The following is a 17061-nucleotide window of genomic DNA, read 5'->3' on the forward strand; positions in this document are numbered from 1 at the left end:
GGGGAACATACTTCAAATGACAAGCAAACGACTTCTACTCGGAACCGGCGTGGCGCTTGCCGCTGCCGTGACCGCCAGCGCCCCGGCCTTTGCCGAGGTCTCGGGCGAAACCGCCTATATCTTCAACACCTTCTCGTTCCTGATCTGCGGCTTCCTGGTCATGTTCATGGCCGCCGGGTTCGCCATGTTGGAAAGCGGCATGGTCCGGTCCAAGAACGTGGCCACGATCTGCGTGAAGAACATCGCGCTCTACTCCATCGCGGGCCTGATGTTCTATCTGATCGGCTATGACCTGATGTACGGCATCGACGAGGGCGGCTATATCGGCTCCTTCAGCCTGTTCTGGTCGCCGGACGACGCCGCGGCGTTGGCCGAGGAAGGCGCGACCTTCGACGCCGGCTATTCGGCCTCGTCGGACTGGTTCTTCCAGATGGTGTTCGTCGCCACGGCGGCTTCGATCGTGTCCGGCACGGTTGCCGAACGCGTCAAGCTCTGGCCGTTCCTGATCTTCGTCGCCGTCCTGACCGCCGTCATCTATCCGATCCAGGGGTCCTGGGAATGGGGCGCGGGCTGGCTGGACGCCGAGTTCGGCTTCTCCGACTTCGCCGGTTCGACGCTGGTGCACTCCACCGGCGGCTGGGCGGCCCTGATGGGTGCCATCATCATCGGCGCGCGCAAGGGCAAGTACAGCGCCGAAGGCCGCATCAACCCGATGCCGGGTTCGTCCATGCCACTGGCGACCCTGGGTACGTTCATCCTGTGGCTGGGCTGGTTCGGCTTCAACGGCGGCTCGCAGCTTGCGCTGGGTTCCGCTGCCGATGCCATCGCCATCTCGGACATCTTCGCCAACACCAATGCCGCCGCTGCCGGCGGTGTGGTGGCCGCGATGATCGCCAGTCAGCTGATGTACAAGAAGGTGGACCTGACCATGGCCCTGAACGGTGCCATCGGCGGTCTGGTCTCGATCACCGCGGAACCTCTGGCTCCCACCATCGGCAACTCGGTGCTGATCGGCGGCGTCGGTGGCGTGCTGGTCGTGCTGGCCGTGCCGCTGCTGGACAAGCTGAAGATCGACGATGTGGTCGGTGCCATTCCGGCGCATCTGGTCTGCGGCATCTGGGGCACGCTGGCGGTACCGCTGACCAACTCGGACGCCAGCTTCGGCGGCCAGCTCGTCGGCATCATCGCCATCGGCCTGTTCGTCTCGATCGCCAGCGCGATCGTATGGCTGGCCCTCAAGTTCACCGTCGGGGTACGGGTGGACGAAGAGGACGAGGTCATGGGTCTCGACCGGTCCGAACTGGGGATGGAAGCCTATCCCGAATTCGGTGCCGGCGGGTCGCAGCGGATGTAGTCCGCGGGGCCATCCCGACACACCAGGCGGTCCCGACCCTCTCCCGGGACCGCCTCTTTCAGGGGTCCGGCAATGGCTGCCGGGCCCTTTTTTTGTGCAGATTCAACCCTGCTCCAGCCCTCGATGATGAATTTTCAGGCAATCCAGGGGACTGTTCATTTCCGAATCCGATAACAAACTGAAATGCTTACACTTTCTGAAACTGCCTATTTGGCATGCAGATTGATTGTTCCCCGTTCAGGATAACCGGCGGCATCACAGACCGCCGGGCAACAGGCTTTAAGAGGAGGGGACATCTCACATGGAACAGGTTGTTTCAGGCCTGGACGTGTTCTTCGTCCTGATGGGCGCGATTCTGGTGTTTGCGATGCATGCCGGGTTCGCCTTTCTGGAGGTCGGCACCGTCCGTCACAAGAATCAGGTCAACGCACTGGTCAAGATCATCGTCGACTTCGGCGTTTCGACCGTTGCCTATTTTTTCGTCGGCTACATGGTCGCCTACGGGACCGGCTTCCTGGTCAGCGCGACCGTGCTCTCGGGCGCGGAATCGGTCGAGGGACTGGACTACGGCCTGTCCGGTTTCGGGCTGATCAAGTTCTTCTTCCTGCTGACCTTCGCCGCGGCCATCCCGGCGATCATTTCCGGCGGCATCGCGGAACGCGCCAGGTTCTGGCCGCAGGCGATCGCGACCGCGGTCATCGTCGGGCTGGTCTACCCGTTCTTCGAAGGGCTGGTCTGGAACGGCAACTACGGTTTCCAGGACTGGATGGCAGGCAGCTTCGGCGCGCCCTTCAATGATTTCGCCGGGTCCATCGTCGTGCACGCGGTCGGCGGCTGGATCGCGCTGGGTGCGGTCGTCATGCTGGGCGTCCGCCGGGGCCGCTACCGCAAGGACGGCACGCCGGTCGGCATCCCGCCATCGAACATCCCGTTCCTGGCGCTGGGCACCTGGCTGCTGTGCATCGGCTGGTTCGGCTTCAACGTGATGAGCGCGCAGGCCGTCGACGGTATCAACGGGCTGGTGGCGATGAACTCCCTGATGGCGATGGTGGGCGGCATCCTGGCCGCCGTCGTCGCGGGCCGGAACGATCCGGGCTTCGTCCACAATGGCGCGCTGGCCGGACTGGTCGCGGTCTGCGCCGGATCCAACGTCATGCACCCCCTCGGCAGCTTCGTCGTCGGCGGGGTCGCGGGCGTGGTCTTCGTGATCTTCTTCCAGCTCTGCCACAACCGCTGGAAGATCGACGATGTGCTGGGCGTATGGCCGCTGCACGGGCTCTGCGGCCTGTGGGGCGGGATCGCCTGCGGCATCTTCGGTGCCGAAGCGCTGGGGGGCATGGGCGGTGTCAGCTTCATGACGCAGCTCGTCGGATCGCTGATCGGTGCCGGATTCGCCCTGATCGCCGGGTTCGTGGTCTACGGCATCCTGAAGGTCGCGATGGGCATCCGCCTGTCCGAAGAGGAGGAGTTCAACGGCGCGGACCTGTCGATCCACCAGATCCGGGCCAATCCGGATGCCGATCTCGGCGGACGCAGCTGATACGACCGCCAGGCGGGCTGCGCGATGCGGCCCGCCTGATGCGTCTTCAGACGCCCCTTCCGCACCGCGCCATTCCGCGCCTTGACCACGCGGCCATGTGACGGGACAAGAGGCGTATGGAAGAACTCCGCACACGCGTCCTGATCGTCGGAGGCGGCCTGGTCGGGCAGACGCTGGCCGTGGCCCTGGACCGTCAGGGTATCGCCAGCATCGTGGTGGACCGGGAAAGCCCGGAGACCATGACCGAACCGCCCTTTGACGGGCGCGCCTCGGCCATCGCCGCCGCCAGCTGGCGGATGCTGGACCGCCTCGGCATTGCCGGACACATCCGCGATGTGCAGCCCATTGACGAGATCCGTGTCTCGGACGGCAATTCGCCGCTGTTCCTGCATTACGACCATCGCGATCTGGGCACCGAACCGCTGGGCCAGATGGTCGAGAACAGGTTCACCCGGCTGGCGCTGCTGAAGGCCCTGGAGGGTTCCAGGCGCGCCACCCTGAAGGCACCGGCGACCGTCGGCCGGGTCCGCCGCGGTCCTGGCGGCATCGAAGCCTCGCTGAACGACGGAACCGTGATCCGCGCCGAACTGTGCATCGCTGCCGACGGGCGCATGTCGCGGCTGCGTCAGGAGGCCGGCATCGAGGTGCTGCAGTGGCGCTATCCGCAGGACGGCATTGTCTGCACCATCGCCCACGACCTGCCGCATCAGGGCATTGCCCACGAACGGTTCCTGCCTGCCGGACCCTTCGCGATCCTGCCGCTGACCGGCAATCGCGCCTCGCTGGTCTGGACCGAACGCAGCGACATGGCCCCCGGGTTCATGGATCTGGACGACGCGGCCTTCACCGCCGAAATCCAGCAGCGCATCGGCGGGTTCCTGGGCGACATACAGGTCGTCGGCCCCCGCTTCCGCTATCCGCTGACGCTGGTGCTGGCGAAGGACTACCGCGCGCGCCGGCTGGCGCTGGTCGGCGACGCGGCGCACGGCATCCATCCCATCGCCGGGCAGGGGTTCAATCTGGGCCTGCGGGATGTTGCAGCCCTGGCCGAGGTACTGGGCGAAGCCGCATCTCTGGGCCTCGATCTGGGGTCCGATGCGGTGCTGGAAAAATACGAGCGCTGGCGGCGGACGGACTCGGTGGCGCTGACCGCTGTGACCGACATTCTGAATCGCATGTTCTCCAACGACCTGCCGCCGCTGAAGGTCGCGCGCGATCTGGGCCTGGCCGCCGTGCATCGCGCCAAACCCCTGAAGAAGCTGTTCATGCGGCACGCCATGGGCGACGTCGGCGACCGTCCGGAACTGCTGCGCCCTTAGGGACCTGCGTGCCAGGACTATGGCCGACCCGCCCGCCGGTACCGGACCCCCGCGCAGGGCGGGGGTGACCCGTTTGCGGGGGTGGTCGTGCCGAACTCAAGGGGGTCATGCCCGGCTTGCCCGGGCATCCGGTGCGGCTCAGACTCGCAGAACAGACGCCGGGTTTCGCCCTCAGGCGAGACCTCGACGATGCGGTACATGCAGCATTTGCCGCTTGTCCGCCGCCCGCCGTTGGGGCATCACGGCTGCATGTCTGCTCCTGCGAACAGCACCGCACCTGCCGCGTCCGGACCGGTCGTGACCCTTCTGATGCCCGTCCTGTTCGTGTTCCTGTGGTCCACGGGCTTCATCGGCGCGAAGCTGGGTCTGCCCCACGCCGAACCGCTCACCTTTCTGGTCATGCGGTTCGCGCTGGTGGTGCTGGGCCTCGGCATCTTCTGCCTGATCGTGCGGGCGCCCTGGCCGAAACGCTGGCAGGACTGGGCCCATATCGCGCTGGTCGGGGTGATGCTGCATGCGATCTATCTGGGCGGCGTCTTTGTCTCCATCAGCCTGGGCGTCGAGGCCGGAACTTCGGCCCTGATCGTCGCCATCCAGCCGCTGCTGGTCGCGCTGCTGGCCGCGCCGGTGCTGGGCGAGACCGTCACCACCCGGCAGTGGATCGGCTTCGTGCTGGGCATCGCCGGGGTCACGCTGGTCGTGTTCCGCAAGCTGGAACTGGGTCTGGGCACGCCGGTGGGGATGGGGTTCTCGGTGCTGGCGCTGGTCGGCATCACCATCGGCACGCTCTATCAGAAGCGGTACTGCGGGGCGATGGACCTGCGCACCGGCAACGTCATCCAGTTCACGGCGGCGGGCCTGTCGCTGAGCGTCATGGCCTTCCTGTTCGAGACCGGCACCGTCGACTGGACCCCCGAATTCATCTTCGCGCTCGGCTGGCTGGTGATCGTGCTGTCCTTCGGGGCCACCACGCTGCTGCTGATCCTGATCCGCTCGGGCGCGGCCTCGAAGGTGTCCAGCCTGTTCTTCCTGGTGCCTGCGGTGGCCGCCCTGATCGCCTGGCCCCTGTTCGGCGAGACCTTCGGGCCGCTGGCCATCGCCGGCATGGCACTGGTGACCATCGGCGTGGCACTGGTTACGCTGGGCACCGGCAAGTCCCGTCCGCCCGCACGCCCCGCAGTGAGATCATGACATGACCCAGACATCCGACGCGCGCCTCTTTCCCGTCCTGCTTTCGGGCGGATCCGGCACACGGCTGTGGCCGCTGTCGCGCAGCCTCTATCCGAAGCAGCTGCTGTCGCTGTCGGAAGAGAACACCATGCTGCAGGCGACCGCCCTGCGCGTGCCCGCCGATGACCGGTTCGCTGCCCCGCTGGTGATCTGCAACAACGACCACCGTTTCATCATCGCCGAACAGCTGCGCAGCATCGACCGGCCCGCCCTGTCGATCATGCTGGAACCGGTGGGCCGCAACACCGCGCCCGCCGCCGCCGCCGCCGCATACTTCTGCCTGCAGCAGAGTGCCGACGCGATCATCGTACTGTTGCCCGCCGACCATGTGATCACGCAGATCGACGGGTTCCGCGCCCGCCTGGACCAGGCCGTGGCGCTGGCCGACAAGGGCCACATCGTGACCTTCGGCATCAAGCCGACCGAGCCGCACACGGGCTATGGCTACATCCGCCAGGGTGCGGCGATCGAGGGCGATGCCTTCCACGTTGATCAGTTCACCGAGAAACCGGACGCCGCGACCGCGACCGGTTACATCGCCGACGGCGACTACAGCTGGAATTCCGGCATGTTCGTGGCGCGGGCCGACGTGCTGATCGCCGAGATGGAACGGTTCCGTCCCGACATCATGCAAGCCGTGCGGCTGGCCGTCGACCGGGCCGAACCGGACCTCGATTTCCTGCGGCTGGACGCGGAGGCGTTCGCCGCCTGCCCGGCACAGTCCATCGACTTCGCGGTCATGGAACAGACCGACCATGCCGCCGTCATCCCCTGCGCCTTCGGCTGGTCGGACATCGGATCCTGGAACGCCTTGTGGGAGATCGCAGACAAGGACGCGGACGGCAATGCGACCTCGGGCGACGTCATCCTGAGGGATGTGAAGAACAGCTATATCCGCACCGAGGCCACCGTCATCGCCGCCATCGGCGTGTCGGACCTGACGGTGGTGGAGACCTCGGACGCCGTGCTGATCGCCCATCGCGACCGCGCACAGGAGGTGAAGGACGTCGTCGATATCCTGAAGCGCGACGACCGGGTCGAACATGAATCCCACGTCCGCCACTACCGGCCCTGGGGCTATTACGAACCGCTGGACTACGGCCCGCGCTTTCAGGTCAAGCGGCTGATGGTGAAGCCCGGCGCGAAGCTCTCCTACCAGAAGCACCACCACCGCGCGGAACACTGGGTGGTCGTCTCCGGCACGGCGGAAGTCACCAATGGCGAGAACACGCTGCTGCTGTCGGAGAACCAGTCGACCTACATCCCCATCGGCACGGCGCACCGTCTCGGCAATCCCGGCAAGGTCGATCTGGAAGTGATCGAGATCCAGTCCGGCTCCTATCTGGGCGAGGACGACATCGTCCGCCTGGACGACCCCTACAACCGGGCCGATCACGAGACGAAGTGAAGCCCCTCGGAAGGGTTGTCTGGAGCCGTTCCGTCGTCTGCGGGCGGGGATGACGCACTGTGTATCCGGCTGTTTCCATGTATCCGGCTGTTTCCATGCGATGGCGGAACTGTTATCCCACCCGCGAGAAATAGATCAGATCCAGCGACGGCGGCATGTGACCCAGCACCGACATGATCGTGTGCACCTGGCCGCGATGGTGGGTCTGGTGATTGAAGAAGTGCCCCAGCAGCAGATCCAGCCGGTCGGTGAACGGATCGCCTGCCATGTTCCGGTAAGTGAAGTCGGTCGCGAAATCGCTGTCCGTCAGCCCGCCCACCCAGTCGACGATGCGCCGGTCCTCGGCTTTCCGCGCCCCCTTCAGGTCATCGAATTCGGCATATGGCACGGCGTCGAGATCGGCATGGTTCTCGCCCGTGCCGGTCATGCGGCGCAGCCAGATCCGGTCGGTGACGACCAGATGGTTGAGCGTGCGGTGGACCGAGCCGAAGAATGCGCCGGCATCCTTGCGATAGTCGGCGTCGGGCATCTCCGCCACGGCCAGGTAGACCAGCCGGTTGGCCCAGGCGTTGTAGGCGGCCATGCGCTGAAAATAGGTGGGAAACATCGCTGGTCCTTTCCGTTGACCGGAACTTCCTCTAAACAGGAACAAACCTAACGGTTTTCACGCACATCTGCATCTCTGGGAGTATCGTGATGCGTCTATTCCTTCTGGCGCTGATGAGCGTCGTTCTGATTGCAACCGCAAAGCAAGGCGAGGCTGCCGACTTGGAAAATACCCTCTATATCGACACTGAAACCGGTCGTGTGACCATTGAACTGCTGCCCGACGTGGCGCCGAAACATGTCGAGCGCATCAAGGAACTGGCGCGCGACGGCTTCTATGATGGCATCATCTTCCACCGCGTGATCCCGGGCTTCATGGCCCAGACGGGCGATCCGACCGGCACCGGCCGCGGCGGTTCCCGCAAGCCGGACCTGCCCGCGGAATTCTCCAACGTGCCGTTCGAGCGCGGCACCGTCGGCATGGCCCGGTCGCAGAACCCGAATTCGGCGAACAGCCAGTTCTTCATCATGTTCGATCAGGGTTCGTTCCTGAATGGCCAGTACACGGTGTTCGGACAGGTGACCGACGGCATGGAACACGTCGACGCGATTCCGAAGGGCGAGCCGCCGCGCGAGCCGGGCCGCATGGTCAAGGTTCAGGTCGCCGCCGACGCGGAATAAGGCACCCGGGTGAACTATTATCTGGCCGCCACGGCGCTGCGGGCCTTCTCGGCAACGGGTCCGACCAAGGCACTCTATCGATGGCTGGGCAATCGCAAGACCGATCGCAAGCTGTCGATGGAACGTGCCGGCTGGGTACTGGACAGGATTGCCGAGGCCGATCTCGGGCCGGCACCCGCCTTTCTGGAACTCGGCACCGGCTGGATGCATGCCTACAGCATGCTGCCCGCGCTGATCCACGACGGCGAGACGGCCTGCTTCGATGTCTGGGACAACCGGGCCTTCGGCGCGCTGAAGGCCAAGCTGCCGGTGCTGCGGCAGGCGCTGGACGGTCTGGACCTGTCGCCGGACCGAAGGGCCAGGGCGGAGCAGCGGCTGGCCGCCATGCAGCGCGCGGAAAGTTTCGACGAGGTCTATGCCGTGCTGAACATGCGCTATGACATCGACCACGACGGCAGGCTGCCCTACGCCGACAACCATTTCGACGTGATCTTCTCGGTCGATGTGCTGGAGCATGTGGTGGCGTCGGGCTTCGACCGGAACGCCGCCGACTGGTTCCGGGTGCTGAAACCCGGCGGGCGCATGGTCGCCCAGGTCGGGCTGGACGACCATCTGGCGCACTACGATCCATCGCGCTCGAAGAAGCATTACCTGCGGCATTCGAAGGCCACGTTCGACCGGCTGCTGGAGAACGACGTGCAGTACATCAACCGCATCCCGGCCTCGGACATGATCGCGCGGCTGGAAAAGACCGGCTTCCGCACGTTGAAGGCCGAGCGCTGGACGGTCGACGATCCGGACAGCCTGCCGGTGCACGCCGACTATGCCGATCAGCCGCGCGAGGACATCGTCACCTGGCGGCTGCTGCTGACGGTGGAGAAACCGGCACCGACATCCTGAGGGGGGAAGCATCATGAACCAGATCGATCTGCAGGGCCGCAAGGCCATCGTCACGGGCGGGGCCCAGGGCATCGGGCGCGCCATCGCCGAACGTTTCATCGCCTCCGGTGCGCAGACCGTCCTGTGGGACCGTGATCTGGACCTCGCCCGGCAGACGGCGGACCAGATCGGCGCGACGGCCATCGCTGTGGACGTGACCGATCCGACCGCCATCGACATGGCGCTGGCCACCACCGAGGCCGTGCTGGGCGGGATCGACATCCTGGTCAACAACGCGGGCATCGCGGGCGCCAACCGGACGGTCTGGGACTACAGCCCGGAGGAATGGCAGCAGATCATCGATATCAACCTGAACGGCGTCTACTACTGCTGCCGCGCGGTGACGCCGAAGCTGATCGCCAACGGCTACGGGCGTATCGTCAACATCGCCTCCATCGCGGGCAAGGAAGGCAATCCGAACGCCTCGGCCTATTCCGCGTCGAAGGCCGGGGTGATCGCGCTGACCAAGTCGCTGGGCAAGGAACTGGCGGACAAGAACGTCTCGGTGAACTGCATCACGCCGGCGGCGGCGCGCACCGCGATCTTCGACCAGATGTCGGAAGAACACATCAACTACATGCTGTCGAAGATTCCGATGGGCCGCTTTGTCGAGACGGCGGAAGTCGCGGCTCTCGTCGCATGGCTGGCGTCCGAGGACTGCAGCTTCACCACAGGCCAGGTCATCGACATTTCCGGCGGCCGCGCCACCTACTGATCGGCCCGACTGGCCGTGGCGTCGGTCAGGCGAGCCGGGCCAGCGCGGCTTCGGTCTGTGTCACCAGATCGTCGACGATCTGCGCGACGGATTTCTGTTCGGTCGAATAGGCCACCGACTGCCCCGCACCCGAATGCATCAGCGGTTCGATCTCATGCTCGCCGATGGCCCCCAGCAGGTCGCCGATCAGCATGTCCTGATGCGGCATCTGCAGCGGCTTCGGCGCATCGGGTTTCGCCCATTCCTCGGACCAGGCCGTGCGAATCTGGCGGAAGGTCTTGCCGGAGTTGGCCCGGCTGATGACCGTATCGTCGCTGCCCGCCGCCAGCAGCTTGTCGACGATCACCGGATGCAGCGCGTGTTCGTGGCTGGTCAGCCAGGCCGTGCCCATCCAGACGCCCTGCGCACCCAGCGCGAAGGACGCCGCGATGTGGCGGCCCGTGGCCACGCCGCCCGCGGCCAGCACGGGCACGTCGCCCGCCACATCGACGATCTGCGGGACCAGCGAGAAGGTGCCGATGGGCCCGGTGTGCGCGCCCGCATCGTGGCCCTGCGCGACCAGCAGATCGGCGCCGGCCCTGAGCGCGGCCTGCGCATGGCGCGGGTGGCCGACCAGCGCGAGCGTGGTCATGTCGCGGCGCTTGGCTTCGGCGACCACGTCGGGCGGCGCGCCAATCCCGCAGGCGAAGATGTTCACATCCGACGACAGCACCGCCTCGACCTGCCGGTTGGTGATCTCGTCCGAACGCAGGAAGCGCGAGCGCATGCCGGGCTTCGTCGCCGGCGGGATCTCGTATTTCTCGTACAGGCCCTTCACGAAGTCCGTATGGGTTTCGGGCAGCTGGTCGATGACGGCCTGTTTGTCGGCGAACTGCGGCATGCCGCGCGGCATCACCAGATCGACGCCGAACGGCCGGTCGCCGATGCGGGACCGGATCAGGGCCAGCCGTTCCTCGATCTCTTCCGGCGTGTCGCGTGTCGCGCCATAGACCGCGAAGCAGCCGGCCTCGGCCAGCGCGCAGATCACGTCGATGGAATGGGCAAAGCCGAAGATCGGGTACTTCAGGCCGAACCGTTCGGTGAGGGCATTCTGCATCATGTCAGCGTTCTCTCAAAACTGTTGTCATCCTCGATGGCACAGCCACTCGGGGATCGGGGTGAACCAGCCATTTCCTGATGCCGATCCCCGTGTTCTGCCGGGCAGAAACGGGGATGACATGATTTCAGTCCTGCAGTTCGATGACCGCGTCCAGCGCCATCGCGCCCTCGCCCTTCGGCAGCACGACGAAGGGGTTGATGTCGATCGACAGCAGCCGGTCGCGATGGGCGGCGGCGAAGCGCGACACGGCGGCCAGCGCCTCGGCCAGCGCGTCGGTGTCGGAGGCCGGCGCACCGCGTACCCCGTCCAGCATCGCCCGGCCCCGGATCTCGTCGATCATGCGGTGGGCCTCGGCGGTGTCGAAGGGGGCCATGCGGAAGGTCACGTCCTTCAGCACCTCCACGAAGACGCCGCCCAGACCGAACATGACCGCCGGGCCGAAGACCGGGTCCATGTGCACGCCGATGATGGTCTCGACCCCGCCGGAAATCATCGGGGCCAGCAGCACGCCCTCCAGCTTGGCATCCGGCGCCCTGGCGGCAACCCCGGACATCATCTCGGTGAAGGCGCTCTCGACCTCGGATGCGCTCGACAGGTTCAGCTTCACGCCGCCCACGTCGGACTTGTGGATGATGTCGGGCGAGACGATCTTCATGACCACGGGCAGGCCCAGGTCACCGGCGGCGCGGGCGGCATCCTTCGCGCTGGTCGCCACGCGCGTTTCCATGACCGGCACACCTGCGGCGGCGAGCGTTTTCAGCGCCCGCGCCTCGGTGAACGGGCCGTCTTCCAGGCCCGCGTCCGATCCCTGTGCCGGGTTCCAGTCGAACCCTTGCGCGAACTGACGCGTGAAATAGGCCCCGGCGGCCATGGCGCGGGTTGCATGGGTGGCCTCGCGGAAGGCGGGGATTCCGGCAGCCTCGAACATCTGCTGCGATTCGACGCTCATCAGCGAGGCGACCGCGAAACACTTGTCGGGATAGTCCTTCTTCAGTGCCTCCCACATGGTCAGCGCCGTCGCCGCCGCTTCGGCCGTGTTCAGGCCCGCACCCTGAAAGCCCACGATCGAATCATAGGTGCCCTCGTCGAGCACCAGCCGCATGGCCTGTTCGAAGATCTCCGGCTGGTTGATGATCTGGCCGGTCACATCCAGCGGATTGTTCACGCCCGCGAAGGGGACGATCTCCTTGAACTTTTTCTGCGTGCCCCGTGGCAGTTCGCTGACGTCCAGCCCGCGCGCCGCCGCGTCGTCGGCCATCAGCACGCCGACACCGCCGGAGACGGTGACCAGCGCGATCTCGTCGCCCTGCGCCAGTCCGCCGACGGCCAGCGCCGCGCCGGTATCGAAGAATTCCTCGATCGAATGCACGCGATGCACACCGAACTGCCGGAACGCCGCGTCATAGATCGCGTCCGCACCGGCCAGCGCCGAGGTGTGAGACGCCGCGGCCTTGGCACCTGCATCGGTGCGCCCGAGTTTGACCGCGACCACGGGCTTTTTCGCCTTGCGGGCGCGGGCCAGCGCATCCAGGAAGGCCGGCCCGTCGCGTACGCCCTCGATATACAGCAGGATGACCTCGGTACCCGGATCGTCGACCAGGTAATCCAGGCAGTCGGCGACGCCGACATCGCCTTCGTTGCCCGTGGTCAGCACATGCCGGAAACCCACGCCCCGCTGGGTCGCCATGATGGACGACAGGCCGCCGAACGCGCCGGACTGGGACACCAGACCGATCTTGCCCTTCGGCATGGGGGTCGCGAAGGCGGGATGGAAGCTGGCGGGCAGGTTGTTGGCGAAATTGGCGAAGCCCATGCAGTTCGGTCCGACGATCCGCATGCCCGACTCCCGCCCGATGGCGGTCAGGCGCGCCTGCGCTTCGGCCCCTTCTTCCGAGACCTCGGCGAAGCCGCCCGCGAAGACGATCACTCCGGCCACGCCTTTCGCCGCGCACTGGCGCAGCATGTCCTCCACCAGACCGCCCGGCACCGCACAGATCACCAGATCGACGTCGCCGGGGACATCGGCGATGGTCTTGTAGGCCTTCAGGCCCTGAACCTCGTCGCGGTTGGGATTGATCGGATAGAGCGTGCCTTCGAATCCCATGTCCCGGATCATGGCGACGGGCCGTCCGCCGATGCGGGTCGGATCGCCCGACGCCCCGATGATGGCGACCGACTTCGCCTCGAACATGCGCTTCAGATTGGCCCTGGAATCGATACTGGACATGGTGGTCTCGCTTGAAAAAATGATCAAAAAAAGGGGCGCAGCCGAAACCGCGCCCCGGTCGTCACGTCACGCTGATCACTTCGCCTCGGGCGGGATCTGGTCGGCCGGCACGTTGAAACCGGCTTCCTTGTAGTAACGGTAGGCACCCGCGTGCAGCGGGATGTTGCTCTCGTTGAAGATGCTTTCCTTCGTGATGCCCTTCATCCATTCGGCGGTCTGGTAGAAGTCGTCGATGTTTTCCCAGATCGCCTTGGTGATCTGGTAGACGGTTTCCTCATCCACCCACTTGTTGGTGCCCAGACCGACCCAGGAACCGATGGTCTTCACGTCTTCCTTGTTGGCCTGGTTCTCGTAGGTGCCGGCGGGGATGTCCTGCACGGTGCGGCCCGGCAGACCCAGCGCGGCCTTCATCGAAGGCTGGTCCCATGCATCGGCGGGGATGCCCAGGATGCGGATCGGGGACACCAGCGCGAACTGCTGTACCGACGGGCTCGGCAGGGTGGTCGGCGCGATATAGACGTCCATCTGACGGTCCAGGAAGGCCGTCTCGGCGGACTGCCAGTCATAGCGCATGACCTCATAGTCCTCGCCCGGGACCAGGTTCGTGGCGGCTTCCATGATCTGGGTCGCGACCTTGGTCGCGGCACCGGCGGGCGGGCCCAGGAAGACCTTCTTGCCCTTGAAGTCGGCCAGCGACGTGATGCCGGAGTCCTCGTAGACCACAATGTGATACGGGCCCAGATTGTAGTTCATGATGTTGCGCAGGTTGGCGTTCAACTCGGGCGCATCGTCGACCTTGGCGAACATGGCCGTCTTGGTCTGCATGAACTGGTTGATGGTCGGTGCCGTCAGGAACAGGTCGACCTTCTGCTTGGCGGCGTCCAGCGCGGATTTCGTCGCCGGCTTGCCGACCGAGACCTGGATCTCGATGGGCAGATGCTTCTGCACGACCTGGGTGAAGGCGATGCCGAACTGGCCCGGCGTCGAACCGGCCGGAAAGCCGTCCATGGTCAGGAACTTCTTGTCCTGCGCCTGTGCGCCCCCGACGGCGAGCGCCGTGGCGACGGCCGCTGCGGCGGCGATGAAAGTGCGTCGTTTCATTGGGTTCTTTCCTCCCTGTTAAGGCTCTGTCTAGCCATTGTTGTGGTCGAAATCTTAACTCAAGCTGTCGATGCCGCCGCATTGCGGCGCGCGGTGATCACGCTGACCGCGATCAGGGCGACGCCCAGAACGATGGCCGCGAACTGCAGTTCGGTAAAGGTCATGATCAGGCCGAATCCGGCGACGATGCGCAGGATCCGCGACCACGCGGGCAGGCGGTCGATCTCGCAGCCGATCAGCGCCGTCGACATCAGCCAGATGGCGAAGATCAGCCGACCCATGACCCACAGGAACGCGAGCAGGTCGAAGTCCTCCACCACCAGCAGCACCTGCGGTTCATAGATGAAGACGAAGGGGACGATGAATCCCACGAGAGAGAGTTTCAGCGCGTTGATGCCGGTGCGTATGGGCTCGGCCCCGGCAATGGGCGCGGCGGCCACCGCCGCCAGTGCCACGGGCGGGGTCACCGCCGACAGCACACCGAAGTAGAAGACGAACAGATGGATCGACAGGTCCGGCACGCCCAGCTTCTTCATGGCGATGCCCAGGACCAGCACGATGATCAGATAGGCGGGCAGGGTCGGCATGCCCATGCCCAGCACCAGACAGGATCCGGCGGCCAGCAGCAGCGCGATGAACAGCGACTGGTCGCCCAGCAGCGCGACCTGGGTGGCGAACTTCAGCCCCAGGCCGGTCAGGTTGAACACGCCGACCAGCACGCCGATGGTGCCGACCGCCATCATGATCCGTGCGCCGGCCACGCCGCCGTTGGACAGGGCCTTCAGCAGCGCACCCGGATTGCGGCGCAGGTTGGGGTTCAGGACCAGGCCGGAAACGACGGTCGCCACGACGGCCCAGAAGCCGGCCATGGACGGCGAGCGGCCGATGGCCAGCGTGCCGATGATGGCGCAGATGGGCAGCACGAAACTGAGTGACAGCAGCCAGTCGCCGGTCTCCAGTTTCCTGCGTTCCGCCTTCGGGGTCGGTTTCAGGCCCAGACGCCGGGCTTCCAGCCCGACCGAGACAAACAGATTGCCATAATAGAGCAGGGCCGGAATCAGGGCGGCGATGCAGATCGTCTGATAGGGCACGCCGGCCAGGCTGACCATCAGGAACGCCGCCGCGCCCATGACGGGCGGCATGATCTGTCCCCCGGTCGAGGCAGCAGCTTCGACCGCGCCCGCGAAGGATCCCTTGAAACCGCGCCGCTTGATCAGCGGAATGGTGACCACCCCTGTGCCGACGACGTTGGCGACCACGCTGCCCGAAGACATGCCGAACACCGACGAGGCGATGATGGCGGCATGGCCGGGGCCGCCGCGCGTGCCCTGGGTGCCGACCAGCGCCATGCGGATCATCACCGCGCCCGCGCCGGTGCCCTCCAGCAGGGCGCCGAAGACAATGAAGATGAAGATCAGCAGCACCACGATGCCGACCGGATCGCCGAAGATGCCCTGCACCCCGAACCACAGGATCTCCATGGTCAGCTCCAGACTGAATCCGGAATGGCGGAAGATCCACGGCAGGTTTTCCCCGAACAGGCAGTAGAGCAGCGTGGCCAGGCCGACGCCCGCCAGCACGATGCCGAAGGCGCGCCGCGTCAGTTCCAGCAGGGTCAGGACCGCGATCAGCGCCGTCAGCTGATCCACCGTCGAGAATTCGGCGATCAGGTTCTCGATATCATCGATCTTCTTCAGGAAGTTCCAGCAGGCGTAGCCGAGGTTGGCCAGCAGCGCGAGATCGACGATCCAGCACACGGCCACCTGCGGGGTCTTGCGCAGACCAAGGTTGGCGGCCAGCGGCGATGTGAACACCACGATCAGGGCGCAGACGAACATCGCCGCGGCGCGGATCAGTTCCGGGCTGACATACTGCCCCTGGAAGGCGACGAAAATAGCGTGCAGCGCGATCAGTGCCGCAGCGACCAGACCGATCATCCGCAGCGCACGCGAGAACGGATCGGTCAGAGGCGCGACATTGCGCTCCTCGTCTTTCGGCGCGGGCGCCTGGGGGTCTGAAGCTGTGCGCATGTGATCCTCAGTAGGGCCGGTCGCCGTTGACGGTCACGCGATGCATCTCGCGCGTCGCATCGCCATAGTCGGCGACGGCATAATGCTGGGTGCAGCGGTTGTCCCAGAAGGCCACCGACCCCTTTTCCCAGCGGAACCGGCAGGTGAACTCCGGGCGCTTCAGATGGTCGAACAGGAAATCCAGGATGGCGCGGGATTCCTTCGACGAGACGCCGACGATCTTCTGGGTGAAGATGGCGTTCACATACAGCGCCTTGCGGCCTGTGACCGGGTGGGTGCGCACGATGGGATGTTCGGCACCCTCCTGGGCCATCCGGCCCTTCAGGATCTCGAGCTTTTCCGCGTCGGAAAGATTGTCGTAGGCCTTCTCGAAACTGGCCTTGCCTGCGGTGTTGCGCGCCTTCAGGCCTTCCAGATAGCGTTTCATCGGCTCGGACAGCGCCTCGTAGGCCATGTACATGTTGGCCCACATCGTGTCGCCGCCGTGCTCGGGCACCTCGCGCGCCAGCAGGATCGACCCCAGCGGCGGTTCCTCCTCGAACGTCACGTCGGAATGCCAGACGTTGGCCGCCGAGCGGTTCTTCTTCGAACTCTTCAGGATCAGCACCTCGGGATGGTCCGGGTGATGCGGTGCATAGGGATGTACATGCAGCGTGCCGAACTGCCGCGCGAAGCTGACGTGCTCGGCAGGGCTGATGTCCTGATCGCGGAAGAAGATCACCTGATGCGCCATCAGGGCGTCGTGCACTTCCTTGAACGCCTGGTTGCCCAGCGGCTGCGCCATGTCGATGCCGCCGATCTCGGCACCGATGTTCCCCGCGATCGGTTTCACGTCGATCAGATCGTATCCCATGGTCACGTCTCCTCCCCAG

General features: G+C 65.5%; 14 protein-coding genes. 8 read left to right on the forward strand and 6 right to left on the reverse strand.

The genetic code is table 11. From position 1 onward, the window contains the following. Window positions 1-16 precede the first annotated feature (16 nt). The 5 genes from amt (at window position 17) to ACN0X7_RS08195 (ending at window position 6851) form a co-directional block, all read left to right on the forward strand. Complete coding sequence (gene amt, locus ACN0X7_RS08175) at window positions 17-1354, forward strand: ammonium transporter (protein WP_417515987.1); 1338 nt, start codon at window positions 17-19, stop codon at window positions 1352-1354. Window positions 1355-1655: 301 nt separating this feature from the next. Next, entirely contained in the window at window positions 1656-2894 is a 1239-nt protein-coding gene (locus ACN0X7_RS08180) for an ammonium transporter (RefSeq protein WP_417515989.1), read from the forward strand. 116 nt (window positions 2895-3010) lie between these two features. After that, complete coding sequence (locus tag ACN0X7_RS08185; RefSeq protein WP_417515991.1) at window positions 3011-4213, forward strand: UbiH/UbiF/VisC/COQ6 family ubiquinone biosynthesis hydroxylase; 1203 nt, start codon at window positions 3011-3013, stop codon at window positions 4211-4213. 249 nt (window positions 4214-4462) lie between these two features. Then, complete coding sequence (locus ACN0X7_RS08190; protein WP_417515993.1) at window positions 4463-5404, forward strand: DMT family transporter; 942 nt, start codon at window positions 4463-4465, stop codon at window positions 5402-5404. A 1-nt stretch (window position 5405) separates the two neighbouring features. Next, on the forward strand, window positions 5406-6851 hold the full coding sequence (locus ACN0X7_RS08195; protein WP_417515995.1) for a mannose-1-phosphate guanylyltransferase/mannose-6-phosphate isomerase: 1446 nt from the start codon (window positions 5406-5408) through the stop codon (window positions 6849-6851). Window positions 6852-6963: 112 nt separating this feature from the next. Here ACN0X7_RS08195 and ACN0X7_RS08200 read toward each other — a convergent pair whose 3' ends face one another. Further along, window positions 6964-7458, reverse strand: coding sequence for a DinB family protein (locus ACN0X7_RS08200; RefSeq protein ID WP_417515997.1), 495 nt, complete (start codon window positions 7456-7458; stop codon window positions 6964-6966). 113 nt (window positions 7459-7571) lie between these two features. Between ACN0X7_RS08200 and ACN0X7_RS08205 the strand changes: the two genes are divergently transcribed. The 3 genes from ACN0X7_RS08205 to ACN0X7_RS08215 are packed head-to-tail and all read left to right on the forward strand — an operon-like array spanning window position 7572 to window position 9732. Further along, window positions 7572-8078: a peptidylprolyl isomerase gene (locus tag ACN0X7_RS08205; RefSeq protein ID WP_417516142.1), complete on the forward strand. Its 507-nt coding sequence runs from the start codon at window positions 7572-7574 to the stop codon at window positions 8076-8078. 9 nt (window positions 8079-8087) lie between these two features. Beyond that, window positions 8088-8978: a methyltransferase domain-containing protein gene (locus ACN0X7_RS08210; RefSeq protein WP_417515999.1), complete on the forward strand. Its 891-nt coding sequence runs from the start codon at window positions 8088-8090 to the stop codon at window positions 8976-8978. Between the two features lie 13 nt (window positions 8979-8991). Next, window positions 8992-9732 carry an SDR family oxidoreductase gene (locus ACN0X7_RS08215; RefSeq protein WP_417516001.1) on the forward strand — a complete coding sequence of 247 codons (741 nt, stop codon included), beginning with the start codon at window positions 8992-8994 and terminating at the stop codon, window positions 9730-9732. Window positions 9733-9757: 25 nt separating this feature from the next. Here the strand turns inward: ACN0X7_RS08215 and ACN0X7_RS08220 are convergent, their stop codons facing one another. From ACN0X7_RS08220 to tauD, 5 genes are all read right to left on the reverse strand, one after another. Then, window positions 9758-10831 carry an NAD(P)H-dependent flavin oxidoreductase gene (locus tag ACN0X7_RS08220; protein ID WP_417516003.1) on the reverse strand — a complete coding sequence of 358 codons (1074 nt, stop codon included), beginning with the start codon at window positions 10829-10831 and terminating at the stop codon, window positions 9758-9760. A gap of 124 nt (window positions 10832-10955) precedes the next feature. Further along, window positions 10956-13058 carry an acetate--CoA ligase family protein gene (locus tag ACN0X7_RS08225; RefSeq protein ID WP_417516005.1) on the reverse strand — a complete coding sequence of 701 codons (2103 nt, stop codon included), beginning with the start codon at window positions 13056-13058 and terminating at the stop codon, window positions 10956-10958. A 75-nt stretch (window positions 13059-13133) separates the two neighbouring features. Then, a complete protein-coding gene (locus tag ACN0X7_RS08230; RefSeq protein ID WP_417516007.1) occupies window positions 13134-14159 on the reverse strand; it encodes a TAXI family TRAP transporter solute-binding subunit in 1026 nt (341 codons plus the stop codon). Window positions 14160-14218: 59 nt separating this feature from the next. After that, the gene (locus ACN0X7_RS08235; protein ID WP_417516009.1) at window positions 14219-16189 is read right to left on the reverse strand and encodes a TRAP transporter permease; all 1971 of its coding nucleotides are present in this window, start codon (window positions 16187-16189) and stop codon (window positions 14219-14221) included. A 7-nt stretch (window positions 16190-16196) separates the two neighbouring features. Beyond that, window positions 16197-17042 (reverse strand): taurine dioxygenase, encoded by an 846-nt coding sequence (tauD, locus tag ACN0X7_RS08240; protein ID WP_417516011.1) that lies wholly within the window; start codon window positions 17040-17042, stop codon window positions 16197-16199. Window positions 17043-17061 lie beyond the last annotated feature (19 nt).

This window comes from Minwuia sp. (assembly GCF_048263705.1).
Lineage (GTDB): Bacteria > Pseudomonadota > Alphaproteobacteria > Minwuiales > Minwuiaceae > Minwuia.